13 protein-coding genes and 2 pseudogenes are annotated in these 13,148 nt (G+C 70.1%); 6 read left to right on the top strand and 9 right to left on the bottom strand.

The features are described from left to right. Position 1: 1 nt before the first annotated feature. The 3 genes from ACZZ98_RS09585 to ACZZ98_RS09575 all read right to left on the bottom strand — a co-directional run bounded on the left by ACZZ98_RS09585 (position 2) and on the right by ACZZ98_RS09575 (position 2,326). Positions 2-985, bottom strand: a complete 984-nt coding sequence (locus tag ACZZ98_RS09585) for a permease prefix domain 1-containing protein (RefSeq protein ID WP_463516021.1) — start codon at positions 983-985, stop codon at positions 2-4. Next, the gene (locus tag ACZZ98_RS09580) at positions 982-1,320 is read right to left on the bottom strand and encodes a PadR family transcriptional regulator (RefSeq protein ID WP_463516020.1); all 339 of its coding nucleotides are present in this window, start codon (positions 1,318-1,320) and stop codon (positions 982-984) included. Before ACZZ98_RS09580 ends, ACZZ98_RS09585 begins: the two co-directional genes overlap by 4 nt. A gap of 94 nt (positions 1,321-1,414) precedes the next feature. Further along, positions 1,415-2,326, bottom strand: coding sequence for a LysR family transcriptional regulator (locus ACZZ98_RS09575; protein ID WP_463516019.1), 912 nt, complete (start codon positions 2,324-2,326; stop codon positions 1,415-1,417). Between the two features lie 82 nt (positions 2,327-2,408). On the opposite strand from ACZZ98_RS09575, the gene ACZZ98_RS09570 reads away from it, so the two are divergent. Beyond that, on the top strand, positions 2,409-2,582 hold the full coding sequence (locus ACZZ98_RS09570) for a hypothetical protein (RefSeq protein ID WP_463516018.1): 174 nt from the start codon (positions 2,409-2,411) through the stop codon (positions 2,580-2,582). A gap of 54 nt (positions 2,583-2,636) precedes the next feature. Here ACZZ98_RS09570 and ACZZ98_RS09565 read toward each other — a convergent pair whose 3' ends face one another. Beyond that, positions 2,637-3,569 (bottom strand): SGNH/GDSL hydrolase family protein, encoded by a 933-nt coding sequence (locus ACZZ98_RS09565; protein WP_463516017.1) that lies wholly within the window; start codon positions 3,567-3,569, stop codon positions 2,637-2,639. Positions 3,570-3,596: 27 nt separating this feature from the next. Continuing rightward, positions 3,597-3,983 carry a thioredoxin gene (gene trxA, locus ACZZ98_RS09560; RefSeq protein WP_463516016.1) on the bottom strand — a complete coding sequence of 129 codons (387 nt, stop codon included), beginning with the start codon at positions 3,981-3,983 and terminating at the stop codon, positions 3,597-3,599. A 262-nt stretch (positions 3,984-4,245) separates the two neighbouring features. Between trxA and ACZZ98_RS09555 the strand changes: the two genes are divergently transcribed. Further along, positions 4,246-5,616, top strand: a complete 1,371-nt coding sequence (locus ACZZ98_RS09555) for an aminotransferase class III-fold pyridoxal phosphate-dependent enzyme (RefSeq protein ID WP_463516015.1) — start codon at positions 4,246-4,248, stop codon at positions 5,614-5,616. A 92-nt stretch (positions 5,617-5,708) separates the two neighbouring features. On the opposite strand, the gene ACZZ98_RS09550 is transcribed toward ACZZ98_RS09555, so the two are convergent. Together ACZZ98_RS09550 and ACZZ98_RS09545 are read right to left on the bottom strand one after the other, a co-directional pair. Beyond that, complete coding sequence (locus ACZZ98_RS09550; protein ID WP_463516014.1) at positions 5,709-7,067, bottom strand: alpha-amylase family glycosyl hydrolase; 1,359 nt, start codon at positions 7,065-7,067, stop codon at positions 5,709-5,711. Then, the gene (locus tag ACZZ98_RS09545; protein ID WP_463516013.1) at positions 7,064-7,549 is read right to left on the bottom strand and encodes a GlgB N-terminal domain-containing protein; all 486 of its coding nucleotides are present in this window, start codon (positions 7,547-7,549) and stop codon (positions 7,064-7,066) included. The genes ACZZ98_RS09550 and ACZZ98_RS09545 overlap by 4 nt, the downstream gene beginning before the upstream one ends. A 62-nt stretch (positions 7,550-7,611) precedes the next feature. Between ACZZ98_RS09545 and ACZZ98_RS09540 the strand changes: the two are divergent. Next, a pseudogene (locus ACZZ98_RS09540) lies at positions 7,612-8,035 on the top strand (DUF5990 family protein). 174 nt (positions 8,036-8,209) lie between these two features. Continuing rightward, the gene (locus ACZZ98_RS09535; RefSeq protein WP_463516012.1) at positions 8,210-8,872 is read left to right on the top strand and encodes a helix-turn-helix transcriptional regulator; all 663 of its coding nucleotides are present in this window, start codon (positions 8,210-8,212) and stop codon (positions 8,870-8,872) included. A gap of 215 nt (positions 8,873-9,087) precedes the next feature. On the opposite strand, the pseudogene fumC reads toward ACZZ98_RS09535, so the two are convergent. Further along, positions 9,088-10,490 (bottom strand): annotated as a pseudogene (gene fumC / locus ACZZ98_RS09530) (class II fumarate hydratase). A 46-nt stretch (positions 10,491-10,536) separates the two neighbouring features. Between fumC and ACZZ98_RS09525 the strand changes: the two are divergent. Both ACZZ98_RS09525 and ACZZ98_RS09520 read left to right on the top strand, forming a co-directional pair. Beyond that, positions 10,537-11,337, top strand: a complete 801-nt coding sequence (locus ACZZ98_RS09525; RefSeq protein WP_463516011.1) for an HAD-IIA family hydrolase — start codon at positions 10,537-10,539, stop codon at positions 11,335-11,337. Then, a complete protein-coding gene (locus tag ACZZ98_RS09520) occupies positions 11,334-12,416 on the top strand; it encodes a GNAT family N-acetyltransferase (RefSeq protein WP_463516010.1) in 1,083 nt (360 codons plus the stop codon). The genes ACZZ98_RS09525 and ACZZ98_RS09520 overlap by 4 nt, the downstream gene beginning before the upstream one ends. 54 nt (positions 12,417-12,470) lie before the next feature. Here ACZZ98_RS09520 and ACZZ98_RS09515 read toward each other — a convergent pair whose 3' ends face one another. Continuing rightward, the gene (locus ACZZ98_RS09515) at positions 12,471-13,142 is read right to left on the bottom strand and encodes a sirohydrochlorin chelatase (protein ID WP_463516009.1); all 672 of its coding nucleotides are present in this window, start codon (positions 13,140-13,142) and stop codon (positions 12,471-12,473) included. Positions 13,143-13,148: the final 6 nt, after the last annotated feature.

The following is a 13,148-nucleotide window of genomic DNA, read 5'->3' as shown; positions in this document are numbered from 1 at the left end:
ATCAGCCGACCCGTCGGCCCGTCATGGTGCGCCGGGCCTTGACCACCGACTCGACGCCGTCCCAGAGAGTGACGATGACGATGCCTGCGGCCACGAGGGCCGTGGGGATGGACCAGTCGGTCGACCAGCCGAAACGCTCACCGAGGACGGTCGGCAGGTCGGTGAGCAGCTCGCCACGCGACAACAGCCAGACGAGCAGGGTGGCCGCCGCTGCGTTGCTCGCCACGTTGACCGCGGCCAGGGTGGGCGTCCAACGCCCGACGCGCCAGACGACGAGGGCGAGGGCGGCGTCGAAGACGAACAGCCCGATCAGGGCGAGCTTCCAGATGGCGTCGACGTCGGGGTTGAGCACCTGGATCGCGTCGCCGCTCACCCCCGAGAACTGCCAGGCGACGACGATCGCCATGACCAGAGCGAAGCCGGACTGCATCACGGTCTCGCCGAGACCGACGTGCCGCCAGGGCACCTCGGCCGTGAGCTGGTCGGGCTTCCACGCGTTGAGCGGCCGGTCGCGCTCGCCCTCGGGTCGGGTCCACTCGATGACGGCAAAGGTCAGGGTCACCCAGAAGGCGAGGTGGACGGCCACCGACAGCTGGAGGAGGAAGGCGTCGAGGAGGATCGCGCCCCAGTTCTCGTCCGACGTCGTCACTCGAGCGACGAAGTTCGCGACGAGGACGATCGGCAGCACGATGACCGGGAGGATCCGCATGAGCCGGACGTAGTCGGGATAGATCGCCGGCCCGATGAGATAGCCCGGACGACCGCCGTACTGGCGCGCGAGCACGTCGGGGTCACCAAGCTCAGAGATCACCTGCTTCTCCGCGGTCATGGGGTCGAGACCACCCTCGACCTTGCCGTCGACGGCGTCGGCGATGGTGCCACGCAGCTCCTGCGCGACGTCCGGGCCGACGTCATCGGGCAGGTGCCGGGTCACGGTCCAGACGTAGCGGTCGGTGAGCGTCGTGCTGGTCCTGTTGCCGGTCATCGTGCGTCTCCTCCGTCGAGGGCGCCGATCGCGGTGTCGAGCGTGCGCCATTCGGTCATCAGCTGGTCGAGCACCCGGGCGCCATCAGGGCTGACCCGGTAGAACTTGCGTGGTCGCGCCTCGTCGGTGTTCCACCTGGCGGTGAGCAGTCCCTGCTTCTCGAGCCGCCGCAGCAGCGGGTAGAGGGTGTTGCCGTCGACCGCGAAGCCCGCCTCCGCCAAGGTCTCGAGGAGGGCGTAGCCGTAGCGAGGCTGGGCCAGGGTCGTCAGGCAGGCCAGCACCACCGTCCCCCTGCGCAGCTCCTGGAGGTGTCCTGCGATGAGGTCGTCGTCCATGCCTGACACGATAGTGTGCGACGCACATCATCGTCAATGACACGTGCTTGTGCCCTCCCGGGACCCACGAGGTCTGCCAGTGGTCGCGACCGGCTCAGCGAGCTGCGGTGTGACCGCGCCGTGCGGGGTGCCGGTTGAGCTCGAGCAGCATCTCGAGCAGTCGCTCGGCGGCTGGGTTCGGCCGGCCCGTCTCACGCACGAGTGCCGAGATCTCGCGCACCGGCGTGGGGTCGGTGATGCGCAGGCGGGTCACCTCCGAGGGGAGCGCGCGCGCCGCGAGCCGCGGCATCACCGAGATCCCCACGCCCGCGGCCACGAACTGGATCGCGGAGTGGTGCTCCTGGGCCTGCACCGTGAAACGTGGGGTGAATCCCGCTGCGGCGCAGGCGGAGACGACGATGCGGTGGCCCTGGCTGCCGATGACGTCGTTGGACACCCAGGTCTCACCGCGCAGGTCCGCCAACCCGACGCTGCGTGCGGTCGCCAGGGCATGGACGCTCGGGACGACCGCGACGAAGGGATCGCTCGCGAGGGGGACGTGGCGATGGCCCCGTCGCCCACCTCCGTCCGGCGGGTCGATGACGATGTCGATGTCCGGGGTGAGGTTGCGGCTCGTGACCTCGGTGAGGACGAGGTCGACGGTGAGGCCGGGGAGCTCGAGGCCGAGGCGTTTGACGAGGTCGGGCATCCACGCCGACCCGGCCGACGCGAAGTAGCCGACGGTCAGCCGGCCACTGCGACCCTCGCGCAGGTCGGTGACGACGGAGTCGAGCCGACCCCACTGGCTCATCGCCTCCTCGCTGCGCGCCGCGAGCTCGCGGCCGGCCCGGGTCGGCGTGATGCCACGCCCCTGACGCTGGAAGAGCACGAGTCCCGTCTCGCGCGCGAGCGCGCTCAGGTGCTGGCTCACGGCACTCGAGGTGAGGCCCAGGTTGTCGGCGGCGGCCTGCACGGAACCACTGCCGACGACGGCGCGGAAGACACGGAGACGATGCGGGTCGAGCATCCCCCGACTCTACAGCGTTGCTTAACGACCCCTAAGTGAAGTCACGTTGTGCTAAGGAGTTGAACGCTGGATCATTGTCCTCATGATCCCCCGCAACCAGACCCACAGCACCGCCTCCCGTATCGCCGACCGCCTCCGCGGCATCCGTCGCCAGGGCACGTCCGGCTGGTCGACCACCGTCGACATGGACTTCGCCCGCGCCAACCACGAGCTCATGGTGGCCTCCCAGTGGGAGCGACAGAACCGCCACGTCTGATCGACCCGGCCTGCTCCTGCCCAGCGCTGAACCGCTCGTCGGTTCAGCGCTGACTCATTGCCGGATCCGTGCGCGGAGCGCTCGGTCGAGCTCCTGGAGCTCCTCGTGCCGCTCCTCGTGGGCGAGCCTGGCCACCTCATAGGGGTCGAGCCCGTGTCGTCGGGCCCCCTCGAGGCTCTGCGCTGAGAGCAGGTCGGGCAGCCGGAAGGTCGGTGCGTCGCCGCGCCGAGCCGGGCCGTCGACGATGCGGACGTCCGGCCCGGGGCCCAGCTCCCCCACCTCGCCGCCGAACGCCGCCGTGACGAGCCGCGCGTAGGCCGCGTGGCCCGGGCCGTTCGGGTGGAAGGACTCCTCCAGTGGCCACGAGGCGCCGTTGAGCCACTCCTGCGCGTCGCAGATCGCATGTCCCTCGAAGTCGGCGCGAGGGTCGACGAGCTCCAGACCAGCGTCCCTCGCCGCCGCCCCGATCACGTCGGCGAGCTCGTCCACGCCCTCCTCGATCCGCCGCATCTCGTGCGGACTGAAGAAGGTCAGCGCGTTGCAGTCCTCACCGGTGAAGAGGACGGGGTATGCCGTGACGGCGACCCGTGCGTCCGGCGCCCGTTCGCGGATGCTTGCCAGGAGGGCGGCCAGCCGCTCGGGGAGCTCGGTCCGCAGGAGGGTCCGCGCCTCGTCGAGGACCGGGTCCGAGTCGGACATCCAGGCCGGCTTGGCGCACTCGACGAGGACCGGCACGAAGCCGACGTCGTTGCCACCGACGGTGAGGGTGACGTGGGTCGTGTCGGGGCCGAGCGCTGTGAGCTGGTCACGTGCGACGTTGCCGATCGTCGTGCCGATGCACGCCTGGTAGGCGAGGTCGAGCCCGAGGGCCCGGGCCACGAGAACCGGATAGCCCTCGACGGCACGCCAGCACTCGCTGCGCTTCGCACCGCCTCCGACACCTGCGGCATACGAGTCACCGAGGGCGACGTACGGAGGGGAGGGCACGCAGCCATCCAAGCAGCCGGCGCCGGATCAGGCCTCCGGAGCGGCTGCTTCTGCTCGCTGCTCCTGCGCCACCCGGGCGCGGACGTCCTCCATGTCCAGCTCCTTGATCTTCTCGATGATCCCCTCGAGCGCCGGGGCGGGCAGGGCGCCGGGCTGGGAGAAGACGAGGATGGAGTCACGGAAGGCCATGAGCGTCGGGATCGACGTGATCTGGGCGGCAGCGGCCAGCTGCTGCTCGGCCTCGGTGTCGATCTTGCCGAAGACGACGTCGGGGTGCTTCTCGGAGGCCGCCTCGAAGACCGGCCCGAACCGCTTGCACGGACCACACCACTCGGCCCAGAAGTCGACGAGGACGATGCCGTTGCTCGTGACGGTCTTCTCGAAGGTGTCGGCGGTCAGCTCGACGGTGGCCATGCAGGACTCCTCGGTGTCTGGGGTGGCCAGGGGTGCCTGACCAGAGGTGACAACACCACGAGGGCCGCAGATCATCCGGGGCAGCCAGGCAGACGGGCCCGGACGGCATACCGCTGCGGTGGGGGACTCAAGACATGCCAGGGCGCGCGTCGGTACAGGGGTTCACGACGCGCGCCCGGCACCACTCACATTAGCGACAAAACCGACTGGTTGAACAGTCTTCGACCAGATGACACCGAACACATCTCTTGCGCACCCCCATATGCTGCCGAAGGTGACGACGACGAACCCGACGAACTCGACGACCTCCACCACGGACACCGACCGCGCCCACGTGTTCCATTCGTGGTCCGCGCAGGCGCAGATCTCGCCCCTCGAGGTCACCGAGGCGCTCGGGTCGCACTTCTGGACCGCCGACGGCACGAAGTACCTCGACTTCTCGAGCCAGCTCGTCAACGTCAACATCGGCTACCAGCATCCCAAGCTCGTCGCCGCGATCCAGGAGCAGGCGGGCCGGCTGCTCACCGTCTCGCCGGCCTTCGCCAACGACGTCCGCTCGGAGGCCGCGCGGCTCATCGCCGAGCTCGCACCCGGTGACCTGGACTTCGTGTTCTTCACCAACGGTGGCGCCGAGGCTACCGAGAACGCGATGCGCATGGCGCGGCTGCACACCGGGCGGCAGAAGGTCCTGACGACCTATCGCAGCTATCACGGTGCGACGGCCGGGGCGATCGCCGCGACGGGCGAGCCCCGCCGCTGGGGGTCCGAGCCGTCGGTGACAGGGATCGTGCACTTCTGGGGTCCGTACCTCTATCGCTCGGCCTTCCACGCGACCACCGAGGAGGAGGAGTGCGAGCGCGCGCTGCAGCACCTGCGCGACACGGTCATGGTCGAGGGACCGTCCACGATCGCAGCGGTCATGCTCGAGCCCGTCGTCGGCACCAACGGCGTCCTCGTGCCGCCGGACCGCTACCTCGCCGGCGTCCGCGAGATCTGCGACGAGCACGGCATCGTCTTCATCGCCGACGAGGTCATGGCCGGTTTCGGACGCTGCGGCGAGTGGTTCGCCGTCGACCGCTGGGGCGTCACCCCCGACCTCATCTGCTTCGCGAAGGGCGTGAACTCCGGCTACGTGCCGCTCGGGGGCGTGGTCATCTCGGCGGCCATCGCAGCGACGTTCGCGGACCGCGCCTACCCCGGCGGGCTGACCTACTCCGGACACCCCCTGGCGTGCGCCTCGGCAGTCGCGTCGATCGGCATCTTCAAGGAGGAGGGGATCCTCGAGCACGTGCGCGGCGTCGAGGAGACCGTCCTGCGACCCGGCCTGGAGGCCATCGCGGACCGGCACCCGTGCGTGGGCGAGGTCCGTGGAGTCGGGTTCATGTATGCCGTCGAGCTCGTCCGGTCCCGGAAGTCACGTGAGCCGCTGGTCCCGTTCAACGCCTCCGGTGAGGCTGCGGCACCGATGGGTGCCTTTGCCGCAGCGTGCAAGGAGAACGGGCTGTGGCCCTTCACCCACTTCAACCGCACCCATGTCGTGCCGCCGTGCACGACGACGGCCGCCGAGATGCGCGAAGGGCTCGAGAAGCTGGACGCGGCGCTCGCCGTCGCCGACACCTACTGCGACGACTGACGTCGACCGGTTGGCCCGGCGTCAGGCCGCGGCGTCGATGGGGCCCGGCCACGTCTCGAGTCCGTCGCTCGCGAGCTCGAGGAACGCCGCGCTCATCTGTGGCCGTGGACCAGGGTCAGCTTCTCCCGGGTGAGGACGACGGCGCTGTAGGGGCCGAGGGTCAGGACGGCACTCTGCTCGCACCCGTCCATGGCCGGGCCGGAGGCCTCGACGTCGAAGGCGTCGACGCCGCCGAACTCGGGCGCGTAGACGGGCGAGTCAGAGTTGAACCGCACCTTCCACAACCCCGGCGCGGGCAGCCCCACGGGCAGCTCGCGTCGCACCTGCGTCGAGTAGTTGAGGATGACCACCGTGTCGTCGTGCACGCCGCCCTCGGCCCACCGGTGCAACGCGATGAGCTTGGTCTCGTTGTCGACACGGAGCGCGTTGATCCCTGCGCCGCGCAGGCCACGGCTGACACCGTCTGCGTTGCGGCGCAGGCGGATCAGGTCACGGTGCAGCGCCACGATGCCGGAGTTCGACTCGGACTTGCCCCAGTCGAGCTGCACCGAGTCGTCGAACCAGCGGTCCTCGAGGAACTCCTGCCCCTGGAAGAGCATCGGCAGTCCCGGGGTGCACATGACCGTGACGAACCCGAGCGCCGCCCGCTTCTTGGCCGCCCACGAGTCGGCGTCGCCCGGGGCCACGGCCTCGGGCAGGCGGGTCTTGCCGTTGGCCACCTCGTCGTGGGACTCGGTGTATATGACGCGTGTCCCGGCCGGGCCACGGTCCTGTCCCAGGACGGCACTCGCCACGGCCTCGACGTCGCGGTGCTCGTCACTGAGCTGGGTGAGGGCCTTGCGGACGGGGTGGACGAAGCCGGCGTCCCATTGTGCGTGGAAGCCCAGACCACCCTGCTCGGCCATCGTCGTCACGATTGGGTCGCTCTGCAGGTCCTCGGCGATGAGGAGCTTCCACGGCTGGCTGGCCCTGATCTCAGCGGTGAGCCCGGAGAGGTAGTCGGCGCCGTCCGGGATCGCGGAGCCCTCGTCCCACGTGCCGCCGGTGACCGAGCGGATGTAGTTCGTCGCATCGAACCGCAGCCCGTCGCAACGGAACTCCTCGAGCCACAGCATCGCGCTGTCGCGCAGGTAGGTGCGCACCTCGGGCCGTCCGTAGTCCGGCCGGGTGGCACCCCAGGGCGTCGCGGCACGCTCGTCGTTGTAGAAGTAGATGCCGCCCCCCTCGCCCTCGGACCAGCCGTCGAAGCGCCAGAGGTCGAGGTCCGAAGGACCGATGTGGTTGTGGACGACGTCGACGATCACCGCGATCTCGTGCTCATGAGCCGCCTTGATGAAGCGTTTGAACCCGTCAGGTCCGCCATAGGTCGACTCCACCGCGAAGAGGTGGCTGGGGTTGTAGCCCCACGAGATGTCCCCGGCGTACTCGAACGGTGGCATCACCTGGATCACCGAGACCCCGAGCTCGCGGAGGTGCCCGAGCCCGGCGATCGCCGACGCGAGCTTCCCCGCGACCCCGAGTCACGGCCGAAGGTGCCGACATGCATCTCGTAGATGACGACGTCGTCCCACGACGGCATACGGAAGTCGTGGTCTCCCCAGTCGAACGAGTTCGGGTCGTAGACGACGCAGTTGCCGACCGAGCTGGTCATCTGACGGGCGTAGGGGTCGGCCCGCCAGACCACCTCCGAGCCGGTGTCGACCTGGAGCTGGTACTCGTCGCCGGCACTCACGCCCGGGACGTGCACCGACCAGGTGCCTGCACCACCGTCGCCGTCACGCTCGAGCTGGGGGTTGTTGCCGCTGTCCCACCCGTTGAAGTCCCCGATGACCCAGACGTGCTTCGCGTTGGGCGCCCAGACCCGGAAGGTCACACCGTCGGCGACGGGCGTGGCCCCCATGCCGGTGTGAGGTGACGGTGCGGTGAAGTCCATGGCGCACAACCTAGTGCGACGAAGTCCCGCTCCCGGGCCACGGCCCTTGCGACGATGGGGGCATGGACGTGCACATCGTCGGGGTCTCCCCACCGGCCCCCGTCATCGAGGGTCGTGCGGTCCTGGTCGGTATGCAGCGTGGCCGGGATGTCGTGTCGCCTCGACCGGTCGACAGCGAGAGCATGACCTTCCATGCGGAGCTCGACGTCGTCATCACCGAGGCCGGCGTGGACTATCGCGGGCCCTGGGTGCAGGGCAGACGCGGTGACCGCTTCCTCTATCTCTGCTGGGGGGCACGACTCGGCGCACGGGTTCGACGGCTTCCGGCGCGCCAAGCTGATGCTCGGCGTGCTCGACCCCGCCGAGATGGCCGGGGCGCGCGAGGGCGCCGTGCTGGAGGGTCGGCTGACCCTCGTCGACGCCCGCGGTGGGCCGGTGTGCGCAGCCGTCCGCCCACCGGGAATTCGCTGGCTCCTGAGGCGCTGACCGGCCGGCGCTGACCGGCCCTGGTCGGCCGGGTTGACCCGTCGGGCTGACCCGCCGCAGGACACGGCATCGGACAGGGACCGGACAGGTCCGGCTACCTTGGCCTGAGACCGCGACGGAGGGGGACGAGGTTGTCGACGGCGCATCAGCTCAGCCCTGACACTCATGGGGAGGATGAACGAGGTAGCGCATCCGGGCAGACCCGTGCCCGCTGGGCTCAGCCCCTTCGGGGTCGGACAGGGCGAGGTGATGCGGGGGCTCGCGACCCTGGAGGCGCGCACCCGTCGGTCGGTGTGGAACATCACCCCGACGCTGACCTTCGACCCGGAGGACGTCGCCTACTCGCTGGGCGCACGCTCCGCCGCCCGCGGCGTCCGGCTCAGGATGGTCGTGGCGCCACGGACGCCGCGGTTCCATCCGCTGCTCACGTCCTTCATGCCGCAGGTGCTCCTCGGCCCGGCCCTCTCCCGGACGATCGTCGTCGACGGCCGGATCGCCGTCATCGCTGGGCCTGACACGGTCGATGGCGCCACCACCGCCTGGCTCGCGAGTGGCGGTGAGTTCCTCGAGAGTGCACTCAGGCTGTGGCACGCCACCGTGGCAGAGTCACGCCCGGCGTTGCCAGCGGGGGCTGAGCCGCCGCTGGACGCTCGTCAGCTCGAGGTGGCCCGGGGGGTGTGCCTCGGCAGGACCGACGCGGCCATCGCGCGCCAGCTCGGCATCTCGCAGCGCACGGTGGCCCGTGACGTCGTCGCGATCCTCGAGGTGACGGCGGCGCGCTCGCGGGGCGAGGCGATCCTCAACATGCTCGGCCGCGGGCAGCACAGCCGCAGCTGACACCACGGTCGGGGAGGGGAGAACTTCCTCAGTCCCCGAAAGACTCCCCCCTCCGACCTCTGCTGGCGGGAACCGCACAACAGGGCGGTCACGGACCCCCTGCCGACCCGTGACGATCCGAGGATGACAAGGCGCGGTCCGATGAGACAAGCCCATGGCAGGAACTCGCCGCGGCCTTGACCCTGCGCAATCCTTTCTGATAGGCAACCCCGCACTCAGGGGTGGGTCATGTCCTCCGGGACGACCCACTCGTCGAACTGCTCACCCGTGACCTCGCCGGAGGCGAGCGCCGCGTCGCGCAACGACAGGCCCTCGCGGTGTGCGTGCTTGGCGATGGCCGCGGCCTTGTCGTAGCCGATGTGCCGGTTGAGGGCCGTCACGAGCATGAGGTTGCTCGCGAGGTTGGCCTCGATCCGCTCGGTGTCGGGCTCGATCCCGCGGGCGCAGTGCGCCGTGAACGACCGGCAGCCGTCGGCGAGGAGGCGGATCGACTCGAGCACCGCGTGCGCCATGACCGGCTTGTAGACGTTGAGCTGGAAGTTGCCCTGCGAGCCGGCGAACGCCACCGTCGCGTCGTTGCCGAAGACGCGCGTCGCCACCATCGTCAGCGCCTCCGCCTGGGTGGGGTTGACCTTGCCCGGCATGATCGAGGACCCGGGCTCGTTCTCGGGGATCCGCAGCTCCCCCAACCCGTTCCGTGGGCCGGAGGCATACCAGCGCACGTCGTTCGCGAGCTTCATGAGGACGCCACCGAGGGTCCGCAGCCCCGCACTCACGCCGACGAGCGCGTCGTGCGCCGACAGGGCCGCGAAGAGGTCAGGCGCCTGACGGAACGGCTGCCCGGTCTCGGTGGCGATCTTCTTGGCGGCCAGTGCCCCGAAGCGCGGGTGGGCGTTGAGGCCGGTCCCGACCGCGGTGCCACCGATCGCCAGAGCGCGAGTGGACTCCACGGCATACGCCAAGGCCTTCATGGCATCGTCGAGCTGCGCGACCCAACCGCCGAAGACCTGCCCCAGGGTCACCGGCGTCGCGTCCTGCAGGTGGGTGCGCCCCACCATGACGACGCCTTCGTATGCAGTGGCCTTGTCCGCGAGGACTCCGCGCAGCTCCGCGACGCCTGGCTCGAGACGTTCGACGACCTCGAGGACGACGGCGATGTGCATGGCGGTCGGGAAGGTGTCGTTGCTGGACTGCCCGCGGTTGACGTGGTCGTTGGGGTGGACGGGTGACTTCGAGCCGCGCACTCCGCCGGCGAGCTCGATGGCCCGGTTCGACACGACCTCGTTGGCGTTCATGTTGGACTGCGTGCCTGAGCCGGTCTGGAAGACGACGAGCGGGAACTGGGCGTCGAGCGCGCCCTTGATGACGTCGTCAGCAGCCCGCTCGATGAGCTCGGCCACGTCGGTGGGCAGCTACCCAGCTCACCATTGGCCTGTGCCGCAGCCTTCTTGAGGATGCCGAGGGCCCGGATCATCGGCCGGCCCCACACAAAGGTGTCGCGCCCGATGTCGAAGTTCTCGATGCTGCGCTGGGTCTGGGCGCCCCAGTAGGCATCGGCGGGCACCTCGATCGAGCCCATCGTGTCGGATTCGGTCCGGTGTGTCGTTGCGTCCGCCATGTCTCCACCGTAGGCGTGACAATGGGCTCATGACAGAGGCGCCGCGATGACCGAGCCGCACGACATCCAGACCTGGCTCACCGACATGGACGGTGTCCTCGTCCACGAGGAGCACGCCATCCCCGGCGCATCCGACTTCATCGAGGCCCTCAAGGCGGCCCAGCGACCCTTCCTCGTCCTCACGAACAACTCGATCTACACCGCTCGCGACCTGCGAGCCCGCCTCCTCGCCAGTGGCATCGACGTCCCCGAGGAGTCGATCTGGACCTCGGCCATGGCGACGGCACAGTTCCTCGCCGACCAGCGACCGGGAGGCACGGCCTACGTCGTCGGTGAGGCCGGCATGACCACGGCCCTGCACGACGTGGGCTACATCCTCACCAGCCGCAAGCCCGACTACGTCGTCCTCGGTGAGACGCGGACCTACTCGTTCGAGCAGATCACCCAGGCCATCCGGCTCATCGACAAGGGTGCTCGCTTCATCGCGACGAACCCCGACGTGAGCGGGCCGTCACCAGAGGGCATCCTCCCGGCGACCGGGTCGGTGGCGGCGCTCATCTCGGCGGCCACGGGCCGGCAGCCCTACTACGTCGGCAAGCCCAACCCGCTCATGATGCGCAGTGCCCTCAACCGGCTCGACGCGCACTCCGAGTCGACCGTCATGGTCGGTGACCGCATGGACACCGACGTGGTCTCGGGGCTCGAGGCCGGGCTGCGCACCGTGCTGGTGCTCACCGGCTCCACCCGCCCCGCGGACGTCGAGTTGTTCCCGTACCGGCCCACGGCCGTGGTCGACTCGATCGCCGACCTGGTCGCAGTGGTCCGGTCCGGCGGACCCGTCGCATGACCGCACCGACGCCAGATCGCCTGTCGCAGGCGGAGATTCCGCCGGCACAGTCCGGACTGCCAGATCTGACGGGTATGCCGGCCGGCTGGGTTGCGCGCGTTCCCGCGCGTGACGACGTGGCCGCCCTCGTTGCCCTGACCGAGGCACACCAGCAGAGGGCCAAGGGTTCGGCGTCGGTCGACTCCGACGTCGTCGAGAGCAACGTCGCCGGCAAGGGGTCGTGGACGCGGCACCAGTCGCTGGTCACGGACGCCGAGGGCACGGTCCTCGGCTGGGCGACGATCCACGACCGGGCCGGGGGCCGCACCCTGGTCGAGGTGACGGTGGCCGTCGACGACCTCGACGAAAGTGACGCCGATGCTCTCGCCGCGGCCCTGTTCGCGTGGGCCGAGGAGGCCGGGCGCGTCATCGCTGCCGGGCGCGACCTCGACGGGACCCAGCTCGACTCCGGGGCCTACGCCGACGACGCACGGCAGCGTCGGTGGCTCGCCGCTGCCGGCTATCGCCACACACGGACGTGGTTGCAGATGTCACGACCGGTGCTGGCCACGGAGGCCGAGGACGGCGCGCTCCCCGGGCCACGGGAGGGCGTGACGATCCGTCAGGTCGCCAAGCACGACACCGGCCTGCCCGTCGCGGCCGACCTCCAGACCGTGCACCGCATGCTCGAGGAGTCGTTCGCCGACCACTTCAACAGCTATCGCGAGTCCTTCCCCGAGTTCCTGTCGCGACTGCGCGAGGACCCGGGACACCGCTGGGACCACTGGTGGATCGCCGAGGTGGAGGTCGACGGCGAGATGGTGCCCGGTGGCGCGCTGGTCGCGACGGTCGTCCCGCCCGATGCCTCGGGAACCTTCGGGACCTATGTCGACTACATCGGCGTGCACCGCCTCGCCCGCGGTCGAGGTGTCGCAAAGGCGCTGCTGCACACCGTGATTCGCGATGCTGCCGAGCGCGGCAACAACCGCGTCGGGCTGGAGGTCGACGACGACTCCCCGACCGGCGCGGACGGCCTCTATGTCTCGCTCGGGTGGGTCACGGCATACCGGACCGAGTCCTGGCACCGCCACATCACGTAGCGGGAGCGGGAGCGGCACTGTCCCGAACCCACCCAGTTGGACGGTTGGGGACAGTCAGGCGAGGCGGCTGAGGATGACGGCGAGGACGGCGTCGTCGTCACCGAGCGGCGCGGTCACGACATCGGCGCCGGCGTCGGCGAGGCGGTCGTGGAAGAAGCCCTCGGCCAGGAGGTAGGCAGTCACGGCCACGGTGGGCGCGCCGGCAGCCCGGGCAGCAGCCACGGCATCGGGCACGGACGGCTCGGTGCCTGCGGCATATGCCACCGTGACGGGCCCGTCCCACTCCTGAGCGAGCTGGTCGGCAGCGCTCTCCACGTCGTCGGCCGCCACGGCGCGACTCGAGCCGGCCGCGGCCAGGACGACGTGTGCCCCCGGCGCCACCCCATGAGCCTTCAGGCGCTCGACCATCAGGAACGCCAGCAACGGGTCGGGGCCGAGCTGCGCCACGGCGACGGAGCCGGGATGTGCCGCCACCGCGTCGGCGATGTCGACGTCGACGTGGAAGCCACGGCTGAGCAGGAGTGGCACGACGACGACCGAGGAGTGCCGGCTCATGACGTCGTCGAGCACCTCACCCACAAGAGGCGTCTGCACGTCGACATAGGCGAGGGCCACCTCCGTGGCGGGCAGGGCCTCGGCCACCCGCGCCGCGAGCCGACGCACCGTCTCGGCTCCGCGTGCGTCGCGGGTGCCGTGGGCGACGAGGACGACTGCGGTGTGCTCCATGCCCTG

It is taken from the genome of Knoellia sp. AC549 (assembly GCF_979258975.1).
The sequence above is the reverse complement of the archived record's forward strand: the minus strand, read 5'-3'. Positions and strand labels throughout refer to the sequence as shown.

What these genes read in the sequence shown, in the direction of transcription:
- ACZZ98_RS09585 (WP_463516021.1), bottom strand. Translation starts at nt 985, where the DNA reads ATGACCGGCAACAGGACCAGCACGACGCTCACCGACCGCTACGTCTGG.
- ACZZ98_RS09580 (WP_463516020.1), bottom strand. Translation starts at nt 1,320, where the DNA reads ATGGACGACGACCTCATCGCAGGACACCTCCAGGAGCTGCGCAGGGGG.
- ACZZ98_RS09575 (WP_463516019.1), bottom strand. Translation starts at nt 2,326, where the DNA reads ATGCTCGACCCGCATCGTCTCCGTGTCTTCCGCGCCGTCGTCGGCAGT.
- ACZZ98_RS09570 (WP_463516018.1), top strand. Translation starts at nt 2,409, where the DNA reads ATGATCCCCCGCAACCAGACCCACAGCACCGCCTCCCGTATCGCCGAC.
- trxA (WP_463516016.1), bottom strand. Translation starts at nt 3,983, where the DNA reads ATGGCCACCGTCGAGCTGACCGCCGACACCTTCGAGAAGACCGTCACG.
- ACZZ98_RS09555 (WP_463516015.1), top strand. Translation starts at nt 4,246, where the DNA reads ATGCTGCCGAAGGTGACGACGACGAACCCGACGAACTCGACGACCTCC.
- ACZZ98_RS09545 (WP_463516013.1), bottom strand. Translation starts at nt 7,549, where the DNA reads ATGGACTTCACCGCACCGTCACCTCACACCGGCATGGGGGCCACGCCC.
- ACZZ98_RS09535 (WP_463516012.1), top strand. Translation starts at nt 8,210, where the DNA reads ATGAACGAGGTAGCGCATCCGGGCAGACCCGTGCCCGCTGGGCTCAGC.
- ACZZ98_RS09525 (WP_463516011.1), top strand. Translation starts at nt 10,537, where the DNA reads ATGACCGAGCCGCACGACATCCAGACCTGGCTCACCGACATGGACGGT.
- ACZZ98_RS09520 (WP_463516010.1), top strand. Translation starts at nt 11,334, where the DNA reads ATGACCGCACCGACGCCAGATCGCCTGTCGCAGGCGGAGATTCCGCCG.
- ACZZ98_RS09515 (WP_463516009.1), bottom strand. Translation starts at nt 13,142, where the DNA reads ATGGAGCACACCGCAGTCGTCCTCGTCGCCCACGGCACCCGCGACGCA.